At 54.4% G+C, this 24,782-nt stretch carries 23 protein-coding genes and 1 pseudogene; 9 read left to right on the top strand and 15 right to left on the bottom strand.

Going from position 1 to position 24,782, the window contains the following annotated elements; genetic code table 11:
- Positions 1-113: 113 nt before the first annotated feature.
- Together sodA and fdhD are read right to left on the bottom strand one after the other, a co-directional pair.
- The gene (sodA, locus tag NG42_RS04370) at positions 114-731 is read right to left on the bottom strand and encodes a superoxide dismutase [Mn] (protein ID WP_052898057.1); all 618 of its coding nucleotides are present in this window, start codon (positions 729-731) and stop codon (positions 114-116) included.
- A gap of 152 nt (positions 732-883) precedes the next feature.
- Positions 884-1,708 (bottom strand): formate dehydrogenase accessory sulfurtransferase FdhD, encoded by an 825-nt coding sequence (gene fdhD, locus NG42_RS04365; protein ID WP_052898056.1) that lies wholly within the window; start codon positions 1,706-1,708, stop codon positions 884-886.
- 215 nt (positions 1,709-1,923) lie between these two features.
- On the opposite strand from fdhD, the gene fdhE reads away from it, so the two are divergent.
- The gene (gene fdhE / locus NG42_RS04360; protein WP_052898055.1) at positions 1,924-2,850 is read left to right on the top strand and encodes a formate dehydrogenase accessory protein FdhE; all 927 of its coding nucleotides are present in this window, start codon (positions 1,924-1,926) and stop codon (positions 2,848-2,850) included.
- A gap of 36 nt (positions 2,851-2,886) precedes the next feature.
- The gene (locus NG42_RS04355; RefSeq protein ID WP_052898054.1) at positions 2,887-3,498 is read left to right on the top strand and encodes a glutathione S-transferase; all 612 of its coding nucleotides are present in this window, start codon (positions 2,887-2,889) and stop codon (positions 3,496-3,498) included.
- Between the two features lie 49 nt (positions 3,499-3,547).
- Here NG42_RS04355 and glyS read toward each other — a convergent pair whose 3' ends face one another.
- The 3 genes from glyS to NG42_RS04340 form a co-directional block, all read right to left on the bottom strand.
- Entirely contained in the window at positions 3,548-5,617 is a 2,070-nt protein-coding gene (gene glyS, locus NG42_RS04350; protein WP_052898053.1) for a glycine--tRNA ligase subunit beta, read from the bottom strand.
- Positions 5,618-5,626: 9 nt separating this feature from the next.
- Complete coding sequence (gene glyQ / locus NG42_RS04345; protein WP_052898052.1) at positions 5,627-6,553, bottom strand: glycine--tRNA ligase subunit alpha; 927 nt, start codon at positions 6,551-6,553, stop codon at positions 5,627-5,629.
- A gap of 132 nt (positions 6,554-6,685) precedes the next feature.
- Entirely contained in the window at positions 6,686-7,294 is a 609-nt protein-coding gene (locus NG42_RS04340; protein WP_052898051.1) for a hypothetical protein, read from the bottom strand.
- 196 nt (positions 7,295-7,490) lie between these two features.
- Between NG42_RS04340 and NG42_RS04335 the strand changes: the two genes are divergently transcribed.
- Positions 7,491-8,486, top strand: a complete 996-nt coding sequence (locus NG42_RS04335) for an acyltransferase (protein WP_052898050.1) — start codon at positions 7,491-7,493, stop codon at positions 8,484-8,486.
- Between the two features lie 12 nt (positions 8,487-8,498).
- On the opposite strand, the gene NG42_RS04330 is transcribed toward NG42_RS04335, so the two are convergent.
- The 4 genes and pseudogenes from NG42_RS04330 to NG42_RS04320 form a co-directional block, all read right to left on the bottom strand.
- Entirely contained in the window at positions 8,499-9,386 is an 888-nt protein-coding gene (locus NG42_RS04330; protein WP_241488301.1) for a hypothetical protein, read from the bottom strand.
- Between the two features lie 60 nt (positions 9,387-9,446).
- A pseudogene (locus tag NG42_RS23835) lies at positions 9,447-9,593 on the bottom strand (RHS repeat-associated core domain-containing protein); the annotation flags it as partial.
- Positions 9,594-9,689: 96 nt separating this feature from the next.
- Positions 9,690-10,613, bottom strand: a complete 924-nt coding sequence (locus tag NG42_RS04325) for a GlxA family transcriptional regulator (RefSeq protein WP_052898049.1) — start codon at positions 10,611-10,613, stop codon at positions 9,690-9,692.
- 1 nt (position 10,614) lies between these two features.
- Positions 10,615-11,157 carry an isochorismatase family protein gene (locus NG42_RS04320; protein WP_052898048.1) on the bottom strand — a complete coding sequence of 181 codons (543 nt, stop codon included), beginning with the start codon at positions 11,155-11,157 and terminating at the stop codon, positions 10,615-10,617.
- A 332-nt stretch (positions 11,158-11,489) separates the two neighbouring features.
- Between NG42_RS04320 and NG42_RS04315 the strand changes: the two genes are divergently transcribed.
- Positions 11,490-11,975 carry a DUF2931 family protein gene (locus NG42_RS04315; RefSeq protein WP_082203829.1) on the top strand — a complete coding sequence of 162 codons (486 nt, stop codon included), beginning with the start codon at positions 11,490-11,492 and terminating at the stop codon, positions 11,973-11,975.
- A gap of 235 nt (positions 11,976-12,210) precedes the next feature.
- On the opposite strand, the gene xylB is transcribed toward NG42_RS04315, so the two are convergent.
- Complete coding sequence (xylB, locus tag NG42_RS04310; protein WP_052898047.1) at positions 12,211-13,662, bottom strand: xylulokinase; 1,452 nt, start codon at positions 13,660-13,662, stop codon at positions 12,211-12,213.
- Positions 13,663-13,683: 21 nt separating this feature from the next.
- On the bottom strand, positions 13,684-15,006 hold the full coding sequence (gene xylA, locus NG42_RS04305) for a xylose isomerase (RefSeq protein WP_052898046.1): 1,323 nt from the start codon (positions 15,004-15,006) through the stop codon (positions 13,684-13,686).
- A 310-nt stretch (positions 15,007-15,316) separates the two neighbouring features.
- On the opposite strand from xylA, the gene xylF reads away from it, so the two are divergent.
- From xylF to ampH, 5 genes are all read left to right on the top strand, one after another.
- On the top strand, positions 15,317-16,309 hold the full coding sequence (xylF, locus tag NG42_RS04300; RefSeq protein WP_052898045.1) for a D-xylose ABC transporter substrate-binding protein: 993 nt from the start codon (positions 15,317-15,319) through the stop codon (positions 16,307-16,309).
- A gap of 66 nt (positions 16,310-16,375) precedes the next feature.
- On the top strand, positions 16,376-17,902 hold the full coding sequence (locus NG42_RS04295; protein WP_156322120.1) for a xylose ABC transporter ATP-binding protein: 1,527 nt from the start codon (positions 16,376-16,378) through the stop codon (positions 17,900-17,902).
- Complete coding sequence (gene xylH, locus NG42_RS04290; RefSeq protein ID WP_052898044.1) at positions 17,895-19,079, top strand: xylose ABC transporter permease XylH; 1,185 nt, start codon at positions 17,895-17,897, stop codon at positions 19,077-19,079. Before NG42_RS04295 ends, xylH begins: the two co-directional genes overlap by 8 nt.
- A gap of 93 nt (positions 19,080-19,172) precedes the next feature.
- Complete coding sequence (xylR, locus tag NG42_RS04285; RefSeq protein WP_052898043.1) at positions 19,173-20,351, top strand: D-xylose utilization transcriptional activator XylR; 1,179 nt, start codon at positions 19,173-19,175, stop codon at positions 20,349-20,351.
- Positions 20,352-20,399: 48 nt separating this feature from the next.
- A complete protein-coding gene (ampH, locus tag NG42_RS04280) occupies positions 20,400-21,617 on the top strand; it encodes a D-alanyl-D-alanine-carboxypeptidase/endopeptidase AmpH (RefSeq protein ID WP_072133236.1) in 1,218 nt (405 codons plus the stop codon).
- 56 nt (positions 21,618-21,673) lie between these two features.
- Here the strand turns inward: ampH and dnaC are convergent, their stop codons facing one another.
- The 4 genes from dnaC to NG42_RS23325 form a co-directional block, all read right to left on the bottom strand.
- Positions 21,674-22,414, bottom strand: coding sequence for a replicative helicase loader DnaC (gene dnaC, locus NG42_RS04275; RefSeq protein WP_052898042.1), 741 nt, complete (start codon positions 22,412-22,414; stop codon positions 21,674-21,676).
- Complete coding sequence (dnaT, locus tag NG42_RS04270; RefSeq protein ID WP_052898041.1) at positions 22,411-22,962, bottom strand: primosomal protein DnaT; 552 nt, start codon at positions 22,960-22,962, stop codon at positions 22,411-22,413. The genes dnaC and dnaT overlap by 4 nt, the downstream gene beginning before the upstream one ends.
- A 133-nt stretch (positions 22,963-23,095) precedes the next feature.
- On the bottom strand, positions 23,096-23,743 hold the full coding sequence (locus NG42_RS04265; RefSeq protein WP_052898040.1) for a hypothetical protein: 648 nt from the start codon (positions 23,741-23,743) through the stop codon (positions 23,096-23,098).
- Positions 23,744-23,858: 115 nt separating this feature from the next.
- On the bottom strand, positions 23,859-24,782 hold a 924-nt coding region (locus NG42_RS23325; protein WP_052898207.1), incomplete at its 5' end, for an autotransporter outer membrane beta-barrel domain-containing protein.

The following is a 24,782-nucleotide window of genomic DNA, read 5'->3' as shown; positions in this document are numbered from 1 at the left end:
AGCAACAGGATATGCTGGTATCAGCGATCGGCAGGCTGAACGACGGACATTAAAAAACCGACGAAGCCAGCTCCGTCGGTTTGGTCGTCACGCGTTAACGTGAGCAGGAAATCTTATTTAGCTGAAGCGAAACGCGCTGCGGCTTCGTCCCAGTTAACCACTTCCCAGAAGGCTTTGATGTAGTCAGGACGCTTGTTCTGATATTTCAGGTAGTAAGCGTGTTCCCACACATCCAGGCCAACAATCGGGAAACCAGAAACGCCGGAAATAGCTTCACCCATCAGCGGGCTATCCTGGTTAGCAGTTGAAACTACCGCCAGTTTGTCGCCTTTCTTAACCAGCCACGCCCAGCCAGAACCGAAACGGGTCGCAGCCGCTTTCTCGAATTCTGCTTTGAAGGCGTCAACGCTGCCGAAATCTTTTTCGATAGCCGCTTTCAGGTCGCCCTGTAGCGTGGTGCCGGTTTTCAGGCCTTTCCAGAAGAAGCTGTGGTTTGAGTGACCACCTGCGTTGTTACGCAGTACGGTTTTCTTGTCAGCCGGAACCTGATCCAGTTTGGTGATCAGCTCGTCGACTGGCAGGTCAGCAAATTCGGTGCCTTCCAGCGCAGCGTTAGCGTTGTTAACGTAGGTCTGGTGGTGTTTGGTGTGATGGATTTCCATCGTCTGCTTGTCGAAATGCGGTTCCAGTGCGTCGTATGCGTAAGGCAGGGATGGCAGTGAATAGCTCATGTTCATCATCTCCATTAATGTTGGGCGGCACTCATTATTTGGTTTAGCACCGCGTAAGCAGTCGGATCATTATAGTTAAATAAATGATCTTGAAAATGGTTATCAATGCCCCGAGTTTGGTGTGGTTATTTTTCGCCCACTTTCTCAGCAGGCTAAATCAGTCGCTGCGGGTGAGTATAAACCGTTGCGCGCCCCGGCTTACTGAAGCCGATTAACGTCAGATTGCTGCGCTGCGCCACTTCAACCGCCAGCCGGGTCGCCGCCGAAACGGCAAACAGAATTTCGACGCCACACATTGCCGATTTCTGCACCATTTCATAACTGGCGCGGCTGGAAACCAGTGCCGCACCCTGCGTCCATTGTTGCTGGCTGCGATAACCGAGCAGCTTATCCAGCGCCACATGGCGGCCAACATCCTCACAACCGCCAATCAGTTGACCATCAGGCATGATCCAGGCGGCGGCATGCGTACATCCGGTGTATTCGCCGAGCGGCTGAAATGCCCGCAGCTGACTTAAGGCCTGGTCGAGATGCTGCAAATCGAAAGTCTGGCTAAAAGGCAGCGGCGCGATCGGTTTGCCGATTTCGGCCAGTTGCTCAACACCACAGACGCCACAACCGGTGCGCCCGGCCATCGCACGACGCTGCGCCTTTAGCGCCATAAAGCGGCGGCTGGAAAGCTCCACCTGCACTTCGATACCGTGACAGGAGTCGACCACATCGATACCAAAGATATCCTGCGGCGCGTCAATGATGCCTTCCGACAGGGAAAAACCGATGGCAAAGGCTTCGAGGTCTTTTGGCGAGGCCATCATCACCACATGTGAAATGCCGTTGTAGACCAGGGCAACCGGCACTTCATCGGCCAGCCAGTCTGGCTGCGCATGCTGTAAGTCCTCTTTTTTCCATACCTGAACCGAGTTTATTCCGGCAAGCTGCTGCGGATTAATCACTGAATCCGGGGTTGTACCTTTCACGTTAACGCTACCTGTTGGTCATTATCTGTAGCGATTTTGAACCGTTCGGCGGGCCGGCGCAAAAAATTCGTTTGCCCGCCGCAGGCAAAATCGGGTTATGAATAAATTTTGAGCAGAAGTGGCACTTCATGGCTGCTATCATCAGCTAATCAGTTCTCAGTCCGTCGATGGCTGGCAAACCCTCACGGACGCAACACCACAGGAAAAATCCCCTGATGAGTATTCGCATCATCCCGCAACAGCCGCTGGAGGAAAGCGATCGACACGTGGCGAATAATATTCCCCCGCTGCTTTTCCCCCGACTGAAAAACTGTTATCTGCGCCGCGCCGCACGCCTGCGCGATCTGGCGAAGAAAAATCCGCTGGGTGACTATTTACGCTTTGCCGCGGTGATTGCCGAAGCGCAGGAGATCGTCTTGTACGACCATCCGCTGCAAATGGATCTGCACCCACTGCTGGTTGCCAGCGCGGCCAGTGGCAAACCGCCGCTCGATATCCATACCCTGCCCCGCGACAGCCACTGGCAACGTCTGTTGCAGTCGCTGATTGCCGAAATGAAGCCGGAAATGAGTGGTCAGGCGCTGGCGGTACTGGAAAATCTGGAGAAAGCCTCCTCGCAGGAGCTTGAGGCGATGGCAGATGCCCTGTTCAGTAATGATTTCGCGCAGGTCAGCAGTGACAGAGCGCCATTTATCTGGGCGGCGCTGTCGCTGTACTGGGCGCAGATGGCGGCGCTTATCCCGGGTAAAGCACGTACCGAAGCCGGCGATCATCGCCAGTTTTGTCCGGTTTGTAACAGCGTTCCGGTCGCCAGCGTGGTGCATATCGGTAGTCAAACTGACGATCTGCGCTATCTTCATTGTAATCTGTGTGAAAGCGAGTGGTATGTCGCGCCGGATCAATGCACTAACTGCGAGCAAAAACGCGAACTGCATTACTGGTCGCTGGATAGCGCCACCGGCGTGGTAAAAGCAGAAAGTTGTGGCGACTGCGGTACCTGGCTCAAACTGTTTTATCAGCAGAAAGATCCGGCAGTGGAGCCGGTCGCCGATGACCTCGCCACGCTGGTGCTCGATGCCCGCATGGAGCAGGAAGGCTTTACCCGCAGCAGTCTTAACCCCTTCTTATTTCCAGGTGATTAAGCGGACTTTGTTAAGCGAAACAATGGAGAAAGCGTAATGAAATTGATCGGCAATTACACCAGCCCGTATGTGCGTAAAATCTCGGTCATCATGCTGGAAAAGGGCATTACGTTTGAGTTTATTAATGAATCGCCCTGGCATGACGAGAGCCAGGTGCCGCAATACAATCCGCTGGGTAAAGTGCCGGCGTTGGTAGTGAAGCCTGATGAGGTGTGGTACGACTCGGCGCTGATTGCCGACTATCTCGATCAGCTGGAGATTGCTCCGGCGCTGCTGCCGTCTGACCGGCTGGCGTCGCTGAAAGTGCGTCAGATTGAAGTGCTGGCTGATGGCGTGTGTGATGCGGCGCTGGTGATTGTGCGTCATCAGATGCTGCCGCCGGAACAGCAGTCGGAAAGCGAGCTGTTGCGCCAGCGTAATAAAATTCAGCGCGGGCTGGATGCGCTGGAAAAGCATGCTGCGCAGCGGGAATGGCTGAATGGCGAGAGTCTGACGCTGGCCGATATCGCCACCGCCTGCACCATCGGTTATCTTAATTTCCGCCGCGTGGTGCCGAACTGGTGCGTGGCGCGCCCGTCACTGGTAAAACTGGCTGAGAAGATGTTTCAGCGCGAGAGTTTTGCCCGCACGGTGCCGCCTTCGGCATAAGAAAGGGCGGCGAAAACGCCGCCCATGCCGCAGAGTTGCAACTATCGCATTACTGCAACAGCGAAATATCCGCAACTTGCAGGAACAGTTCACGCAGTTTAGACAGCAACGTCAGACGGTTAATCCGCACCGCCTGGTCATCGGCGTTTACCATCACTTTATCGAAGAAGTTGTCCACCGGCTTGCGCAGCTGTGCCAGCTCGATTAACGCATCCTGATAGCGACCTTCCGCGAAGAAAGGTTGCAGTTTGCTGGTCAGCGCGGTGACGAAAGTCGCCAGCTGAATCTCTTCATTTTCCTTCAGCAGTGACGCCTGCACACTGTCGTTCAGCGTTTCAGTCGATTTTGCCAGGATATTCGAGACACGTTTATTCGCTGCGGCCAGTGAAGCCGCTTCTTCCAGCGTGCGGAAGTGCGAAACCGCCTTCATGCGCGCATCAAAGTCTGCCGGACGGGTTGGACGACGTGCCAGTACCGCTTGCAGGGTATCAATGCTGTGACCTTCTTCCTGATACCAGCTGCGGAAGCGGCCGAGCATAAAGTCGATCACATCATCAGTGGCCTGCGCGTTGGTCAGCTTGCTGCCGTACAGACGCACCGCCTCTTCCGTCAGGGTTTGCAGATCCAGTGGCAGATTCTTCTCAACGATAATACGCAGCACGCCCAGCGCCGCACGACGCAGTGCAAACGGGTCTTTATCGCCTTTTGGATGTTGTCCGATACCAAAAATACCGGCCAGCGTATCCATTTTATCGGCAATTGCCAGCGCACACGCCACCGGGTTGGACGGCAGATCGTCACCGGCATAGCGCGGCTGATACTGCTCGTTCAGCGCCACGGCAACATCTTCCGCTTCACCGTCATGACGCGCGTAGTGCATACCCATCACGCCCTGCGTGTCGGTAAACTCGAACACCATATTGGTCATCAGATCGCACTTGGACAGCAGGCCAGCACGGGTAGCATGATTCACGTCCGCACCGATCTGCGCGGCAATCCAGCCCGCCAGCGCCTGAATACGGTCGGTTTTATCACGCAGGGTGCCAAGCTGCTTCTGGAACAGCACGGTTTCCAGACGCGGCAGGTTATCTTCCAGACGTTTTTTACGGTCTGAGTTGAAGAAGAACTCTGCATCGGCCAGACGTGGGCGCACCACTTTCTCGTTGCCGGAGATAATTTGCTGCGGATCTTTCGACTCAATATTGGTCACAAAGATAAAGTGCGGCAGCAATTTACCGGCATCGTCATAGACCGGGAAGTACTTCTGGTCACCTTTCATAGTGTAAACCAGCGCTTCAGCCGGGACCGCGAGGAATTTCTCTTCGAATTTCGCCGTCAGCACCACTGGCCATTCCACCAGCGACGTCACTTCTTCCAGCAGGCTTTCGCTCAGATCGGCGTTACCGCCAATACTGCGCGCGGCGGCTTCGGCATCCGCTTTAATTTTGGCTTTACGCTCGGCGTAATCCGCCATCACTTTGCCGCGCTCCAGCAGAATCTGCGGATACTGATCGGCGTTATCGATGGTGAATTCCGGCTCGCCCATAAAGCGATGGCCGCGAAGGGTGCGGGCAGAATCAATGCCGAGAATCGTGGCAGGAATCGACTCATCACCCAGCAGCAGGGTGACGGTATGCACCGGACGCACAAACTGCGTCTCTTTATCGCCCCAACGCATCAGTTTTGGAATCGGCAGCTTAGACAGCGCAGTCGCCACCATCGCCGGCAGCAGCGCCTGGGCGGTTTCGCCTTTGGTCTGTGCGCGATACAGCAGCCATTCACCTTTATCGGTGCTCAGGCGCTCGGCCTGATCGACGGTAATCCCGCAACCACGCGCCCAGCCTTCGGCGGCTTTCGTCGCCACGCCATTGGCGTCAAACGCGGCGGCAATCGCCGGGCCGCGTTTTTCAACTTCGCGATCCGGCTGCGAGGCGCTCAGGTTAGCCACTTTCAGCGCCAGACGACGCGGAGAAGCAAACCAGCTCACCTCACCGTGCGCCAGGTTAGCGGCATCCAGTTCGGCAGTCACATGCGCGGCAAAAGATTCAGCCAGGTTACGCAAAGCCTTTGGTGGCAGCTCTTCGGTGCCGATCTCCACCAGAAACGTTTTTTCAGTCATGGCTGCCTCTTAATCGTTTTCTAACTTCGGGGACTTATTGCACATCGGGAAGCCCAGCGCCTCGCGAGACGCGTAATAAGCTTCAGCCACGGCTTTGGTCAGGGTACGAATTCGCAGAATATAGCGCTGACGCTCGGTGACCGAGATCGCCTTGCGCGCGTCCAGCAGGTTAAAGGTGTGACCGGCTTTCAGAATGCGTTCGTAAGCCGGTAACGGCAGCGGTTTTTCCAGCGCCAGCAGGCTCTGTGCCTCTTTCTCGTACTGCTCGAAACAGGTAAACAGGAAATCGACGTCAGCGTATTCGAAGTTATAGGTGGACTGCTCCACTTCGTTCTGATGGTACACATCGCCGTAAGTGGTTTTTCCCAGCGGACCGTCGCTCCACACCAGATCGTAAACACTGTCCACGCCCTGGATATACATCGCCAGACGCTCCAGACCGTAAGTGATTTCGCCGGTAACCGGCTTGCACTCAAGGCCGCCAACCTGCTGGAAATAGGTAAACTGCGTCACTTCCATGCCGTTCAGCCACACTTCCCAGCCGAGACCCCAGGCACCCAGCGTTGGGTTTTCCCAGTTATCTTCGACAAAGCGGATATCGTGGATGGTCGGATCCATACCCAGCTCTTTCAGCGAACCGAGGTACAGCTCCTGAATGTTGTCCGGTGATGGCTTAATGATCACCTGGAACTGGTAGTAGTGCTGTAAGCGGTTCGGGTTTTCGCCATAGCGGCCATCGGTTGGACGGCGTGACGGCTGCACATAGGCAGCAGCGATGGGCTCCGGCCCTAACGCACGCAGGCAAGTCATTGGATGAGAGGTGCCGGCGCCGACTTCCATGTCCAGTGGTTGAACAATGGTGCAGCCCTGACGCGCCCAGTAATCCTGCAAGGTCAGGATCAGGCCCTGAAAGGTCTTAGTATCAAACTTTTGCATGATGATTTCGCACGCGATACGAGTGGATTAAAAAAGTGTGCGCCAGTATACCCTTTGACCGCCATTTATGCAGCCCGTGATATTGATTCGTCAGGATTAAGCGCGGAAAGGCTGCTGATTAGCAGCCTTTAGTTATGCAGCGACTTGAGTATGCTTTCGGCGATCTTCTGCAATCAGAATCACGCCATATCGATTGTTGTCAGGATGAATGCTCCAGATCTCTGCTTCTGGAATGCTGATTCCCTCGTAACGAACACGGGTACCGTCATAAGGGAAAAATTTTCCTGTATCAGTATCAAGTACAAACACCGTTAGTTTTTTCGAAGACTTAGCGATTTTTTTCCATAATGCTTTGCCCCCTTCATAATGAAGATTATCACTCATCAGAGTAATGTTCTTGTCGATAACCAGGCACTCATACAACAGGATAGCCAATCCCATATCCTGTAATGCAGGCTCAACCACCACGCCTTCAACCTTTAACGCATCGGTGTCCTGCCAGAAATCCTGTACGCTAAAAATCTCACCACATTGATCGCGACGTGCCATTTCCAGCGTAGCTACCACGCGATGGCGTGGCTCACCATTAATTTCAGAGACTTCAGCATTCACAATGGCAGCGAAAGGCGTTTTTTGGTCATAGAGCACCAGCCAGGTTGAACCGGCAAGAACCAGTTCATTAATCACTTCAAAACGCCGGTTAATCGTGCCAGGGCTGTATGCCTGCGGCATGTGATTCATCTCCTTCCTTAGAATTTACAGTCATCCTTAACCCGGTATCTAAAACAGTATCATATTGAGCAATAATCAACCAATCTGCTTCAGTTTGCGCTCATCACCTAAGCTGATTCCGATTCCCGCCGCCAGAGGTTGTTGAATAGCCGTCGCCTGGCTAACCTCTTGTTACGCATTGATGCGCCAGTAAAAAGAGGAAGTAATGCAGCAAAAGATTGGCTGGATAGATAATTTACGCGCCGTGGCCTGCCTGATGGTGATTATGATCCATACCACCACCTGGTATATCACCAACAGTCCACAGGTTGCCGAATTCCATTGGGATATTGCCAATCTGCTGAATTCCGCCTCGCGAGTCTGCGTACCGATTTTCTTTATGATTTCGGGTTATCTGTTCTTCGGCGAGCGCAGCGCGCAAAACCGCCATTTCCTGCGTATCGCGCTGTGCCTGCTGTTTTACAGTGCGATAGCACTGGCTTATATCACGTTTATGACGCCGATCAGCGAAGCGATTTCCATCAGGCATTTACTGCAAAAACCGGTGTTTTATCACCTGTGGTTTTTCTTCGCGATTATCGTGATTTACCTGCTGTCGCCGCTGATTCAGGTTAAAACGGTGAGCGCGCGCTATGTGGCTATATTGGTGCTTATCGTCGCGGTGGTGGCAAACCCGAACACCGTTGATCAGTCGGTTGGCCCTTTTCACTGGCTACCGATCAATCTGTATATCAATGGCGATACCTTTTACTACGTGCTGTATGCATTGCTGGGACGCGCAATTGGCACGATGAATACCGAAAAGCGCGCTATCAGCTGGCTGGCTGGCGCATTATTTGTGGCTTGTGTGGTGGGCATTTCTCTCGGCACGCGCAAAGAGTTGCAGGTTAACGGCGCGTTCTCCGATACCTGGTATCTGTACTGTGGTCCGCTGGTGTTTATCGCTGCGCTTAGCCTGCTGGTGCTGTTTAAAAACTGCCTGAATCAGCGACCATTGCCGATTTTAGCCACCATCTCGCGCAATTCCCTGCCGATTTACGGCTTCCATGCGCTGTTTATTCACTATATGCGCACCCACGATCTCGATCATACCGGCCAGCCGCTACTGGATATTCCGCTAATATTCGCCATTACTCTTGGCGGTAGCTGGCTGCTGGCGCTGGGCCTGCGTCGGATTGATAAACATCATCTGGTGAGTTAAGTGCTTTTATGCCTACGGGTAGTTAAATTTTTTCGGTCGATAGTTGAATTCTTCCGTATTTTTCATCACTTCGATGATGCGTTCTTCAGCCTGGTTTTCTTTAAAGTATTGCAGGAAGCTGCTTATATACCCCTGTGGATTGCTAACCGTCGCGGTATCCGACACATAATCTATCGCTTTTCTGAGTGCTGATGATGATGCCACAGTGACGCTGCCAAGGAAGCCTTTTGTCGGCAGTTGTGCGCTTCTGGAAAATCCACTCGCAAAGCTGAATATTCCACCGTTGGCGGAATAGCAGCTTAGCGTTCGCGCATAACCATATTGATTAAAACGTATACCCATTTCATCTTTCATCCAGTTGGCCAGTTCTGCTCCGGACAAGGGAATGGATCGCTCCTGGTCGATGAAACCCACTGATATAGGAAAATTTGGCAGCAGTTCGCCATGCACAATAATATTGATGCGGGGGCGTTCTTTGTAAGTATCTTCGAAGATAAAGCTGCGAAAATTGCCTGGTCCTGAAGTTCGGCCAACAGGCCGGATGTTTCTGATATCACTGCCCAGATGGATGACCTCCGGCGGTGCTGAATGCTCCATCATCGACAACTTCCGGCTGGCGACGGATAGCAGCCCGGATCCCAGTGAAAGTACACCGGCTGCCATGGATATCCAGCCGCTGATGGCAGACAGCTTTGGCTCTTTCCGCTCACTGACGCCACTGACAATGCCGCTGATATCTCCGACCATCGACGCCGCGCCGCTCAGCAAATCCAGAGTGCTGACACTGGCTAATGCGCCATTGATACCCGCCACCGCAATCAGCGAGAAGTCAGCGGTAAATGCTGCGCTCAAAAGTCCCAGAATGCTCAGTCCGATTCCCAGACCGGCCTGCCAGCTCAAATGCCCACCAGGGTCGGCGCGGTTTATCGGGTCCCCAACGCAGTAAACGTAAGGGTTAATCCCTCCGTCACCAAACGGACTCCAGCTATCGGGAGAGTGAAAACGCATCAATTGTGAATTGTAAGCACGATAACCATTTCCAAGATGCGTAACACCGCTGACTGGATCGCGACGCTCACCGTTAAATCCTGCAATGCTGACTGACATAATATGACTCCAGTGAAGGGGGAGTAGGCATATCACACGGTTTATCAGCCGTTGAGCAAATCAATTTTTATAAATTTAATCAATAAGTTATCATCACTATTCAACCTGCCAGCGCAACGCCGCACGCCGCAGCTGTCGCGACGATGAAAATCCGGCCGCCAGCGCCGCGCGTTCAGCGCTTTCGCCCTGTGTAACGCGCTGCTGCGCCACCGCCAGGCGCAGTTGCTCATGATAGTCGCGCACACTGATGCCGAGATGCTGACGAAACAGCCGCGTGAGGTGGCGCGCACTGACATGCACGCGCCCGGCAATCTCGTCCAGCTGCCAGCTTTTCTCCGGATGCTGAATCAGTAAATCCTGCGCACGATGAATTGCCGGGTTAAGGTGATTTCGGTGACTCAACCATGGCGATAGCTGTGGATCGTCACCCGATCGGCGAAAATAGACCACCATTTCCCGTGCCACATCCAGCGCCATTTGTGCACCACACAAACGATGAATCAGATGCAGCGCCAGATCGATGCCAGCAGTGATCCCGGCGCTGGTCCAGATACCGCGATCTTCGATGAAAATACGGTTTTCTTTGACTAATGCACGGGGATCGGCGGCTTTCAGTCGCGCCAGCACTTCATGGTGGGTGGTGCACTGCACGCCTTGCATCAAACCGGCGCGTGCCGCCAGCAGCGTACCGGAACAGACACATACCAGCGTGATGTTGCGCGCATAAATCGCCGGTTGTAGCTGCATCAACCAGTTACGCGCGGTCAGCGCCTGCGGCGTATCAAACCAGACGGTGGAGTCGAATGAGCCGGGCACCACCAGCAAGCTGCCGTCCGGTAAACTTTCCGGCAACGGCTCAACCCTGCTGATGGTCATATCGGTGGAGGTAGTGACCGTTTCCTGCGGACCAATATAGCGCAGAGAAAACGCGCCTTTTGCCAGCTTCAGCGTTTCCGCCGGACCGGTAACATCCAGCATCATTACGCCCGGTAACGTCAAAAACCACACCGGAATCGACATATTATTCAAGCTCCTGTAGGCATTGTTCCACGGTACGAATCTTCGCGAAGCGGTTGATTAACACACTTTCGGTATGATGGCGTAAATCCGCCACGCTTAGCGTCACCCCATTATGGGTAATCGGAAAAGTCAGCGTCGCTTCAGTGATATAAATGACGTTATACCCTAAATCCGAGGCAACGCGCGCGGTGGTTTCGCAACACTGTTCGGTACGCAGCCCGCTAATGATCACCTCGGTAATTTGCTGTTCACGCAGCCAGCTTTCCAGACCCGACTCCGTCAATGCGTTATGCACGTGTTTATAGAAGGTTTTATCTGCCTGGTGATGTAAAAAAGGCAGGCGTTCGACTAACCCTGATTCACGTGAAAACGGCCCTTCCGCCTCAACATGAAACACATCGATCAGTGGAATGCCTTTTTGCTGACAGCCGACGATCAGCTGGCTGATCTTCTGCTCAAAGGCCGGCGTTTCCGCGGTTTCTGAATAGCCACGCTGATAAAAAGATTGCTGGTTATCGATCAGTAACAGTGCAGTTTTGGACATTTCAGGACGCCTCGTCAGATGGGTTCAGCTCAATAATGACGGGAATCTTGCCGGTGATGAAGGCCAAAAACGGACATAACCGGCAGGGTTCAGGACGGATTAATGGGGCTGGGGAGCCATTTTCAGCAAATGCTGGTCACTTAAGAATTCCTGTCACCCGTTTTTGTCGGGGTGCCACATGGGTTACAGGTTTTACCGACCACACAAGGAGCAGGCTGACGTGGCCAGCCCTGACCATCGCGGAACCCTGCGCCATGTTCCGAAGAAAGAGCGTTGATTTTGCTTGGGGTATGATGGACCGGATTTAGCCTTTCAAATTAAAGATATTTTTTATGGTCGAAGACGAGAAAGACGCACCGGGCAATATCGGCTATTACCGGTATGAAATTATTGGGGATAACTCTCACCGGACCAACATTCACGGTACCGGAAAAGTCGTTCAGTGCCGGAGGGTGCCGGTCAGGATGACGGTGTGCTGGGACTCGGTTATCGATAAAAAGGCGTATGAGACGGAGATCTGGTTCAGCCGGGAGACCTGGCAGCAGATGCTCGCGGCCTATCCTGATACCTATCGTCCGGGAAAAACGTATTACCGGGATAACATGATTATCGGACTGGCCCCGGGAGGAACCGTGCGGGTCTGGCTTGAGAATAACGGCGATCCTGTAGTGCTTCAGCATCCCGCCCGGCAGCTCACCCTGACCGGGGATGATATGCTGATATGCAAGGGGATAACGAAACATCCTAATGGCTATGTTTATTACGGAAAGACACCCGAGTTCATCAAAGGGAAAACCTATCCATATGGCGAGTGGTAGGGCATAACGATCAGCAAAATCAGAAGGGTTTTTTGAGATCCTTTTTTGTGCACGGAATCGCTAATCCAGAAACGAGAAAAATCGCCAGTAACGATGCCCGGGGAGCAACTGCCTCAGTACAATGAGCTGTTGCGCCACATCCTGAAAGCGGGCGAGCGACTTATCAGGCTTCTCGCCGCCCGTCCTGATGACAAACAGGTGCTAATCCCTGCCACGCACGTCGAAAACCCCGCCGCTACATCAAAGGTTCAAGCTGTTGATACAACCGGGCAAACGTCTCGCGCTGCGCCTGATACTGTTGATGGCGAGCGACATCAGGCTGGTGCCGCTGCTCAAGGGGTAAGGTCGGTAATAGCTCTGCCAGCGGGGTGTGCGGATGCAGTGCAATCAACGCCAGCCGCGCCGCGCCCAGCGCCGGGCCGACATCACCGCCGGTGCAATAGTCCAGCGTCTGACCGCTGATATCGGCCAACATCTGTCGCCAGAACGGACTGCGCGCGCCGCCGCCAATCAACATAATGGTTTGCGGTTTCACCCCGGTGTCATGCAGCACCGCCATCCCCTGCGCCAGCGCAAAGCCGACGCCCTCCAGCACCGCACGCGCCAGTTCCGGGCGGCGATGCTGATGGGTAAAGCCAAAAAATACGCCTTTGGCCTCGGGATTATTGTGCGGCGTGCGCTCACCGGAAAGATAAGGCAGAAACCATACCGGCGGCAGATCGGTCTGCGCCTGTTCCGCTTCCGCCAGCAGTTGCGGCACGTCCTCGCAGCCGCTGAGCTGTGCCGCCCAGTCGAGGCAGGAAGCCGCGCTGAGCATCACCGACATCAGATGCCAGCGCTGCGGCAATGCATGGCAGAAACTGTGCACCGCGCTTTGCGGATTACTGCGAAAACCGTCACTGACGACAAAATAGACCCCCGAAGTCCCGAGCGACAGCATCGCCTGGCCGGGCTGAAACATGCCCACCCCCAACGCGCCAGCGGCATTGTCGCCGCCACCGGCAACCACCGGTATTGAGGACATGCCCCAGCGGGCGGCCACCTGCGGGCTTAAATGACCGGTAATCTGACAGCCTTCAAACAGGGCAGGCATCTGTTCACGGCTTAGCCCGCACGCATTCAGCAATGCGTCGTTCCAGTCGCGCGCCGCCATATCCAGCCACAAGGTGCCCGCCGCATCGGACATATCAGTGGCAAACTCACCGGTCAGACGAAAACGCAGATAGTCTTTTGGCAGCAAAACTTTAGCGACCTGAGTGAAAATCTCCGGCTGATGCTGTTTGACCCACAGCAACTTTGGCGCGGTAAAACCCGGCATCATCAGGTTGCCGGTAATCTGCCGTGAGTCGCTGACGGCCTCTTCCAGTTCGCGACACTGCGCCGCGCTGCGTCCGTCATTCCATAACATCGCCGGACGCAGCACCTGATGCTGCGCATCAAGTAGCGTGGCACCGTGCATCTGACCACTCAGCCCGATGGCCTGCACCTGACTGAGATCCTGCTCCGCCGCCAGCGCCTGTAACGCCTTGTCGGTCGCCTGCCACCAGCTTTCGGGATCCTGCTCACTCCAGAGCGCTTTTGGCCGCGACACGCTGAGTTTTTCCGTTTTACTGGCCAGCACCTGCCCTGCGGTGTCCAGCAAGACCACTTTCACACCCGACGTGCCTAAATCGATGCCGATAACCATATTGCCTGCCCCTTCGTGCGGTTATTTGTCGAACAGATAGTGATTCACCAGATTCTCCAGCTGTTCCTGACGTCCACTTTGATGCTGTGGGTTTAGATTCTGCTGCTGTGCATGCTGCGCCAGCGCCGCCAGTGAATATTCACCGGTCAGGATCTGCTGGCCCAGCTCGCCATTCCAGCCGCTGTAGCGCTGCGCCACACGCTTATCCAGTTCACCCGCCTCAATCATCCGCGCCGCCACTTTCAGCGCCAGCGCCATGGTGTCCATCGCGCCGATATGGCCGTAGAAAAGGTCATATTTATCGGTGCTTTGCCGACGAATTTTGGCATCAAAGTTTAACCCGCCGGTGGTAAATCCGCCGGCTTTAACGATCTCATACATCACCAGCGCGTTCTCTTCCACGCTGATCGGGAACTGATCGGTGTCCCAGCCGAGCTGCGGATCGCCACGGTTGGCATCAACCGACCCAAAAATTCCCAGGGCGATGGCGCTGGCAATTTCATGGTGGAAAGAGTGACCGGCCAGCGTGGCGTGGTTCGCCTCAACGTTAACCTTAATCTCTTTTTCCAGCCCGAACTGTTTCAGGAAGCCATACACCGTTGCCACATCATAATCATACTGATGCTTGGTCGGCTCCTGCGGTTTTGGCTCAATCAGTAAGGTGCCCTGGAAACCAATTTTGTGTTTATGCTCAACCACCATCTGCATAAAACGACCAATCTGCTCACGTTCCTGACGCAGGTCGGTATTCAGCAGCGTTTCGTAGCCTTCTCGTCCGCCCCACAGTACATAGTTCTCACCGCCCAGTTTATGAGTGGCATTCATCGCACTGTTAACCTGCGCCGCAGCCCAGGCAAACACGTCAGGATTCGGGTTGGTGGCCGCACCGGCACCATAACGTGGATGGGTAAAACAGTTTGCCGTGCCCCACAGCAGCTTAACGCCGCTCTGCTGCTGCTTTTCCAGCAAAACATCGGTCATTACCGCAAAGTTTTCCAGATAGCTGTGCAGTGAATCGCCTTCTGGCGACACATCGACATCATGGAAGCAGTAGTACGGCACGTTCAGTTTCTGGAAAAATTCAAATGCAACATCCGCTTTGCGTTTTGCCAGCTCCAGCGCATCGCCCGGCTGCTGCCATGGACGGTCAAACGCCCCGACGCCAAACATATCAGCACCATTCCAGCAAAAGCTGTGCCAGTAACAAGCGGCAAATCGCAGATGATCGGCCATACGCTTGCCCAGAATCATCTCATCGGGATTGTAGTGACGAAACGCCAGCGGGTTAGTACTTTGCGTTCCTTCGTAACGAACACCATCCAGCTTGTCAAAATAAGCGTGCATATCCGGCTCCTCAAGGTTGCCATTTAATAAAACCGTTAACTTGCGCTGATTGTGTTATCGCAACGGCATCCACTCAATTACGTTATTTCACACCCGGATTAAGATAATTATTAAATGTGCGCCAGCTCTCAAAATAACCAAATCTGGCCGATACGCGAGAAAAGACGATCGCCGTCATAGTTTCGCAAATAAACCAAAAAACATAACGTCAGGAGGAAAATCTGTAATTGCCGTGAGAAACGTCTGTGATAACAATTCATCCGCCTGACTATGCGATTGTCAAAAGCAGCCAACCCACAAGGTGACGACGATGAAGATTAAACACGCTTTACTGGCGGTATGTGCCGCGCTGGCGCTGATCGGCCAGACCGCGAGCGCAAAAGAAGTCAAAATCGGAATGGCCATCGATGACCTGCGTCTTGAACGCTGGCAAAAAGATCGTGACATATTTGTTAAAAAAGCCGAATCGCTGGGTGCAAAAGTATTTGTACAGTCAGCTAACGGTAATGAAGAAACGCAAATGTCACAAATAGAAAATATGATTAACCGTGGCGTCGATGTGCTGGTCATTATTCCTTATAACGGCCAGGTGTTAAGTAATGTTATTGCCGAAGCCAAACGCGAAGGAATTAAAGTATTAGCCTACGACCGCATGATTAATAATGCCGACATCGATTTTTATATCTCTTTCGATAACGAAAAAGTCGGGGAAATGCAGGCGAAAAGTCTGGTTGAGCGCGTGCCACAGGGTAATTATTTCCTGATGGGCGGCTCGCCGGTGGACAATAATGCCCGTCTGTTCCGCGATGGCCAGATGAAGGTGCTTAAGCCGCTTATCGACGCGGGCAAAATCAAGGTGGTGGGCGATCAGTGGGTTGATGCCTGGTTACCGGAGAACGCGCTGAAAATCATGGAAAATGCGCTCACCGCTAACAGCAATAAAATTGATGCGGTCGTGGCATCAAATGATGCCACCGCCGGTGGTGCCATCCAGGCGTTAAGCGCCCAGGGACTGGCAGGCAAGGTGCAGATTTCCGGCCAGGATGCCGACCTGGCGGCCATCAAGCGCATTAATAGCGGAACCCAGACCATGACGGTGTATAAGCCGATCAGCAAACTGGCTGACGAAGCGGCAAAAATCGCCGTAGAGCTGGGTAACGATAAACAACCCGAGTCCAATGCCAGACTGAATAACGGCCTGAAAGACGTCCCCGCCTTTTTACTCGAGCCGATTGCGGTGGATAAAAGCAATATCGACAGTACCGTCGTCGCCGACGGTTTCCACCAGAAAAGCGATCTCTGACGGTTCCTGTGACCGCCAGCCTGCCGCTGGCGGTGTCCTCGTGATGGCTAATCTGCGGAGGTCACAGTGACAACGCTGCTGGAAATGAAAAATATCACCAAGCTGTTTGGCGCGGTTAAAGCGGTCGATGATGTCAGCCTCAGTCTGCAAGCCGGTGAAGTGCTGTCGCTGTGCGGTGAAAACGGCTCGGGTAAATCGACGCTGATGAAAGTGTTGTGCGGTCTTTATCCCGCCGGCGAGTATCAGGGCACAATTCTGTTTGCCGGTGATGAGATGCAGGCCAGCGGTATTCGCGATACCGAGCGCAGAGGTATCGTGATTATTCATCAGGAGCTGGCGTTAGTGCGCCAGCTGACGGTGCTGGAAAACATCTTTCTCGGCGCGGAACTGACCCGCTACGGCATGGTGGACGATGAAACCATGACGCTGCGCTGCCAGCAGTTGCTGGCACGGGTCAAACTCGATGTGTCGCCGGATACCCGCGTCGGCGAACTGGGACTGGGCCAGCAGCAACTGGTGGAAATCGCCCGGGCGCTGAATAAGCAGGTGCGCCTGTTGATTCTTGATGAGCCGACGGCCTCACTGACCGAGCAGGAAACCGAGGTACTGCTGGCGATCATTAACAATCTGCGCGAGCACGGTATCGCCTGCGTCTATATCTCGCACAAACTGAATGAAGTGAAAGCCATCTCCGACACCATCTGCGTCATCCGCGATGGCAAACATATCGGCACGCGTGGCGCCGCGGTTATGAGTGAAGATGACATTATCACCATGATGGTGGGTCGTGAGCTGACTTCGCTCTATCCCAATGAACCGCATCAAATTGGCAGCGAAATTCTGCGGGTGGAAAACCTGACGGCGTGGCATCCGGTTAACCGGCAGATAAAACGGGTCGATAACGTCTCGTTCAGACTGCATCGCGGCGAAATTCTCGGCATTGCCGGGCTGGTGGGTGCCGGTCGTACCGAAACTGTCCAGTGTCTGTTTGGCGTCTGGCCCGGCCGCTGGCAGGGCCAGATTATGATCGATGGCAAAGCGGTAACCATTACTGACTGCCAGCATGCGCTGGCGCAGGGCATTGCGATGGTGCCGGAAGATCGTAAAAAGGACGGCATTGTGCCGGTGATGGGCGTGGGCAAAAATATCACTCTCGCCGCGCTCGATCAGTTCAGCGGCGCACTTTCCACGCTTAACGATGCACAGGAACAGCAGGCAATCCAGCAGGCGCTGGTACGGCTGAAAGTGAAGACCTCGTCGCCGGAACTGCCGATTGGTCGGCTGAGCGGTGGCAATCAGCAAAAAGCCGTGCTGGCCAAATGCCTGCTGCTCAATCCGCGCATCCTGATTCTTGATGAACCGACTCGCGGCATCGATATCGGTGCCAAATATGAAATCTATAAACTGATCAATCAGCTGGTACAGCAAGGCATTGCGATTATTGTTATCTCCTCAGAACTGCCGGAGGTGTTGGGATTAAGCGATCGCGTGCTGGTAATGCACCAGGGGCAAATTAAAGCCGACTTAGTTAACCAGAACCTGACCCAGGAACAGGTGATGGAAGCGGCACTTCGGAGCGAACACTATGCTTAAGACCGATTCGACTCAGCGCAGTCTGTTATCGCCAGCGGCGAGCGCATCCACCGGTAAGTTTCGACTGCTTAATTTCCAGGTACTGGTGATGCTGGCCGCGATCCTGCTGATTATGCTGTTTTTTACCTGGATGACCGACGGTGCTTACCTCAGCGCACGTAATATTTCTAACCTGCTGCGCCAGACCGCGATAACCGGCATTCTGGCGGTCGGCATGGTGTTTGTGATTATCTCCGCCGAAATTGACCTGTCGGTTGGCTCGATGATGGGACTGCTGGGCGGCGTGGCGGCGATCTTTGACGTCTGGCTGGGCTGGCCGCTACCGCTGACTATTCTGGTGACGCTGGCGCTGGGTCTGCTGCTCGGCGCGTGGAACGGCTGGTGGGTGGCGTATCGCAAAGTGCCGTCGTTTATCGTCACGCTCGCCGGTATGCTGGCGTTTCGCGGCATTCTGGTCGGTATTACCAACGGCACAACCGTTGCGCCCACCAGCCCGGCGATGTCACAGATTGGCCAGAGCTATCTCCCCGACGGCATCGGTTTTGGCTTTGGCGTGGTCGGGCTGCTGCTGTTTATCGGCTGGCAGTGGCGTTTACGCCTGCGTCGTCAAAGCATGGGTCTGCCGCAGGCTTCCGCCACCGGTTCGGTGACGCGTCAGTCGCTGACCGCGATTCTGGTGCTGGGCGCGATCTGGCTGCTGAACGATTATCGTGGTGTCCCGACGCCAGTGCTGATCCTTTGCCTGCTGCTGCTGGCCGGGATGTTTATGGCGACACGCACCGCCTTTGGCCGAAGGATTTATGCCATTGGTGGCAACCTCGATGCCGCGCGGTTATCGGGTATCAATGTCGCCCGCACCAAAATGGCGGTATTCGCGATAAACGGCCTGATGGTGGCAATTGCCGGTTTAATTCTCAGCTCACGCCTTGGTGCGGGTTCGCCTTCCGCCGGTAATATCGCCGAACTGGATGCGATTGCCGCCTGCGTAATTGGCGGCACCAGTCTGGCGGGTGGCATCGGCACGGTGGCCGGGGCGGTGATGGGCGCGTTTATTATGGCGTCGCTGGATAACGGTATGAGCATGATGGATGTGCCGACGTTCTGGCAGTACATCGTTAAAGGCGCGATTCTGCTGCTGGCGGTGTGGATGGACTCAGCAACCAAACGCCGCGTCTGATTATCGATATCGATCACATGACTCGCTAATTTTTTTCTGCTGGTTATGGCGGCGTGTTATTGAAATGGGGTGATTCACTCCGGGAAAGCCGCCATGGTTGAGAAACGTTTTCGCATCACTCTGTTGTTTAATGCCAATAAAGTCTATGACCGCCAGGTGGTCGAGGGCGTTGGCGAATATTTGCAGGCTTCGCAAAGCGACTGGGATATCTTTATTGAAGAGGATTTCCGCTGCCGCATCGACAATATTCGCGAATGGCTGGGCGACGGCGTGATCGCCGATTACGACGACAAACAGATTGAATCACTGCTGCAACAGGTTGATGTGCCGATTGTTGGCGTCGGCGGTTCGTATCATCGCCCGGAAGATTATCCGCCGGTGCATTACATTGCGACGGATAACGCCGCATTAGTCGAAAGCGCCTTTTCGCATTTAAAAGAGAAAGGCGTGCATCGCTTTGCGTTTTACGGTTTACCGCTGTCGAGCGGCAAGCGCTGGGCGCAGGAGCGTGAGTACGCTTTCCGGCAACGGGTGGCGCAGGAGCGTTATCAGGGCGTGGTGTATCAGGGCATGGAGACCGCGCCGGAAAACTGGCAGCATGCGCAAAACCGCCTTGCCGACTGGGTGCAAACCCTGCCGCCGCAAACCGGCATTATTGCGGTGACCGATGCACGTGCGCGCCATCTGTTGCAGGTTTGCGAACATCTGAAAATTCCGGTGCCGGAAAAACTGTGTGTGATTGGCATTGATAATGAAGAGCTGACGCGCTATCTGTCGCGCGTGGCGCTGTCATCGGTGGCGCAGGGATCGCGACAGATGGGGTATCAGGCCGCCAAGCTGCTGCATCGCCTGCTGGATAAGCAACCGCTGCCGTTACAACGCATTCTGGTGCCGCCGGTGAAAGTGATTGAGCGCCGTTCCACGGACTATCGTTCGTTGTACGATCCGGCGGTGATTCAGGCGATGCATTACATTCGCTTTAATGCCTGCAAGGGGATCAAAGTGGAGCAGGTGCTGGATGCGGTGGGGATGTCACGTTCCAATCTGGAAAAACGCTTTAAAGATGAGACCGGCGAAACCATTCATGCGCTGATCCACAGTGAAAAGCTGGAAAAGGCGCGCACTCTGCTGGTTTCATCATCGCTGTCGATCAATGAAATCTCGCAGATGTGTGGCTATCCGTCACTGCAATATTTCTATTCGGTATTTAAGAAAAGCTACGCCACGACGCCGAAGGAGTATCGCGAACGTTTCGGTGAGGTGACGCTATAAGCCATCGTTTAGCGTGACCTGCCTTAAAAAAATGCCGCCCGGCAAAATATGATTAGTGCCAGGCCTAACAGAAATGACTACTATGCTGATTATTCTCTGTTAACCCATCTGGATAAACCGCCGTTGAAATCATCCCTCTCCTTTTTACTGGCTTTGATGGTTATCGCTTTGCCAGCACGCAGCGAGCAAAACAGCTCGCCCGATCCGCTACTGGCTTCGCAAATCGTTGATCGCTATGCGGAACATATCTTCTACGGCACTGCGGCCACCGGGATGGCGATGGTGGCGATTGATGGTAATCAACGGGTGTTTACCAGTTTTGGCGATACTCGCCCCGGCAATAACGTCAGGCCGCAAAAAGACTCGCTGATCCGCATTGCGTCGATCAGCAAGCTGCTGACCAGCGAACTGCTGCTGAAACTGGCCGAGGACGGGCGTCTGCGTCTTGACGATCCGCTGAGTAAATTTGCCCCTCCGGGCAGCAATGTGCCTACTTATGCCGGTCAGCCGATCAGACTGATCAATCTGGCGACCCACACCAGCGGCCTGCCGCGTGAACAGCCGGGCGGTAAACCGGTACGCCCGGTGTTTGTCTGGCCGACCCGTGCCGAACGCTGGGACTGGCTGCAAACCGCCCGCCTGACCACGCCGCCGGGCGTCAGCGCATCTTACTCGAACCTCGCCTATGATTTACTCGGCGATGCGCTGGTACGCGCTTCCGGAATGACGTATCCAAATCTGTTGAGCAGCAAAATCACCCGCCCACTGGGGATGAAAGACACCACCTTCACGCCGTCACCGGACCAGTGCGCACGCCTGATGGTGCCGGAAAAAGGGGCCAGCCCCTGTGTGAATACGCTGGCGGCGATTGGCAGCGGCGGCATTTACTCAACGCCGGACGATATTGCCCGCTGGATGCAACAGTTTCTCGCCTCGGACGTGCATCAGCGCAGCCCGCAGGCCGACAGATTGCAGACGCTGATTTACTCCCGCAATCAGTTAACCAAACTGGAAGGCATGGATGTGCCGGGCAAAGCCGACGCGCTTGGCATGGGCTGGGTCTATATGCAGCCGAAGAACGGACGTCCGGGAATTATTCAGAAAACCGGCGGTGGCGGCGGGTTTATTACCTATATGGCGATGGTGCCGCAATATAACGTTGGCGTATTTGTGGTGTTGACGCGTTCGCCGTTAAGCCGTTTTACCACCATGAGCGATGGGGTCAATAACCTGGTAACAGAACTGGTGGGCAATCGCGCGGATTAATTATCGGCGAAGTTTAGCAGCAGGAGCCGAAAACGGCTCCTGTGGGGTGCGACCCGTCAATATTCATCACCGGTCACGCGGCTGCGATAGCTGTCCCAGTTAAAGCGTACCCACAGGCTTTTGCCGAGGCGCATACGATCCATCACGCGCTCACCCAGCAGCGTGTTCATGCCCGCCATATCGAGGTTAGACAGCATCCCGGTCGGGCGCTTGGAAGAGGAGCGACGATCAACAATCTGGTTGATAATCACCTTCTCATAGCGTGATTCGGTCTGCATGCCGATCTCATCGATCACCAGCAAATCCACGGTACTCAGATCGTGGATCAAGCTCTCTTCAGTAATGCCGCTGCTGCCGCTAAAGGTGCCTTTCATATTGGACATCAGATCGGCAACCGTCACCACCAGCACACTTTTCCCACGCAAAATCAGATAGTTACCAATCGCCGCCGCCAGATGATTTTTGCCGGTGCCCGGCTTACCGGAGAAGACAAAACTGGCGATGCTACCGTCAAACTCTTCCGCGTACTGCCGGGCACAATCCAGCGCGTACTGCTGCTCCGGGCTTTCCACGCGGTAATTATCGAAGGAACAGTTAATATGCAGTTCACGAATGCCGGAACGGCCAAGAATACGCTGCATTTTCATCGCGCGGTTTTCGCGCACAATGTCCTGCGAGCGAATACGCCCCTGCTCCTGGTTCCAGGCGAACAGCTCGGCGCTGTCCTTAAATCTCGGCTTGATATGTGCAGGCATTAAGCGCTGCATACGCTTCAGCAAATCGCTACTGTTTTTCATCGCAAACCTCTAAAGCCATCAGGAATGGATTGGTCAGGTTCCGGAAGTTGGTTAAGATCCCGTTTCTGCTGGCCACCGTTGGCCGCTCTGCTCAGCTGAATACTGCGCGCCAGCTTTTGCTGCCACTGGACATGGTGGAACACCCGACCTTCCGCTTGCCAGTAGCTGACAAACGAAGCCAGCTCGGCAGGCGTGACCGCTGAATTTAACGCCACGCCCCATATTGCTGCCAGACGCACAAAATCCGCATCCGGCTGCCAGCCCTGATACATCGCGAATTTACCGGCCGGAACCGGAATCGCATCGGGGTGAGCCAGCTCATCATCAAACAGACTCTCCTCCAGCGCCACATCCGAACGCGTCTGACCGGCGGCGGCTTCAAAAGCCAGCAGCTCTGCCAGCCTGTCGGGCGTGACCGCATACAGTACCGGCGCATTGTTGTCGAACACGGCGACTGCGCCTTGTTCCGCTGACGCCAGCGCTTCCAGCGGGTGATGACGGAATGCATCCATGCCGATAATGGTTGAGGTTAAGATTTTGACAGACATGGCTCAGTCTCTGGTTGGTGTTAATTTAAAGCAGCGGGAGCGAACAGCAGTTAACGTCCTTCCGCGATTCTAACAATTTTAGACCGGGAGATCGCCTGAATCCGGCGCGGAAGGTCGTAATCGCGACAATAAATTAGTTTTGCTGCTGCCACACCATCGCGGGCTTTTTCACCGTGGCGGTTTTCAGCTCCCACAGATAACGTACGCTGGCAAACAGGCAGAAGCTATAACCGAGCAATTCGCTGCCCTCTTCGGCGATATTTTTCACCGTGCGGTTATAACCGTCCAGCATCAGATGTTGCCACAGCTGATGCATACCAAACAGACGAGAGAAAACCAGCACCGTCAGCAAACCAGCAACCATCATATTCCACGCGGGATGTTGCAGCAGATGCACCAGACCGGACAGGGTTTTTGCCGGATGCTGCACGGCATTGCTCAGGCTAAAAGCGGCCAGCGCAAGGGCAAACCACACCCAGGCCCCGTGATGAATATCATCGAACAGGAAGTCCATCTCACGAATGAGCATACAGCCAAAGAACCCCCCCAGCAGCATCAGGCTCGGGCGATACTGCTCATGACTCGCGGCGGCAATGAAAAATGACGACGCGATCGCCGCCAGTATCACTTCCTGTGCAATTTCAGTAAAAGAGGACTCGTGAAGCGCATTATTCATCCAGTTCACGTCCATAAAAATCAGGCCCATCATCATTCCCATAAAGACGGCGCACGCCAAAAAGGCAAATAATTTATTACGAATAACAACAAGATCGGACTGCATAATATTTCCATAGTTATGATTAGCCCGATAATTATATTATTTAGCAATATTTTAACTTCACTTTTGATGCCCTGATTGCCAGCGAAGCGGCATGGATACTGGTTTTAAAGCCAAATCAGAAGCGCGCGCTGACGCCCAGATTATACATAAATTGTTCGCCCGAACTGAGGCCTCCGGTTTGAGAAAGTGAGGCAAATGCGGCGACATCTTTACCCAGCGGCACATTGGCGCCGACACTCACATCAACCCAGTTGGTGTCCTGTTGCGCGGTGTCACGCGTGAACGACGTCTGGGTTGATTTCAGTCCACCGCCTGCGCGCCAGACATTATCGCCAAACTGATGGTTATAACTGACCTGCGCCCAGGGATTCACCCAGCCAAGCTGCGAGTCAACACGCCAGCCAACCGCGCCAATCTGCGAATGGTATGTCTGATCGTTAAAGCGCATGGCGGTGAAAGAATCGCTCTGTTCGCTGTAGCCCGACACCTTGCTGTAGTCGAGCGCATATTGCAGCGTTGGCCCGGTGGTCAGCCAGCTGGCTACCGGGAAATCCCAGCCAGCGGTAATCCGGGCGCCCAGTTGCTTGCCGTCAGTACTGCCTTTTTCACTGCGGATAGCCGGGCCTAAGGTGATGCGGCGGATGATATCGTCATAGTCGGCGGCGGCAAAATGCAGATCGGCATTGATCCAGCCACCCGAGGAAAAGGCCAGCTCGCTGTAAGCTGAGATCAGCCAGCCACGCATTTTATAATCGTAGTCTGGCGTCGGTTGCTGGTTATCATCGGAGCCGGAAATCAGCGCACCCAACAGCCAGTTATCCGTCAGTTTATAATCAACCCCCAGCGTCAGGTTATGGGTGGTGGCATTGCCCTTACCCGCGACCAGATTACCGGCATAGTCATAATGCTGCCCGGCATAGCCGCCAAAGACGCTGAGCGATCCTTGCGGATTCTCGCTGTGACGCTGCTGTTGCAGATGGCTGTCGAGGGTATTGCGCATATCGCGCGACATGGCGAGCATGGCCTGATTCAGCGCCAC

It is taken from the genome of Winslowiella iniecta (assembly GCF_001267535.1).
Lineage (GTDB): Bacteria > Pseudomonadota > Gammaproteobacteria > Enterobacterales > Enterobacteriaceae > Erwinia > Erwinia iniecta.
This window is presented reverse-complemented; position numbering and strand designations above follow the sequence as displayed.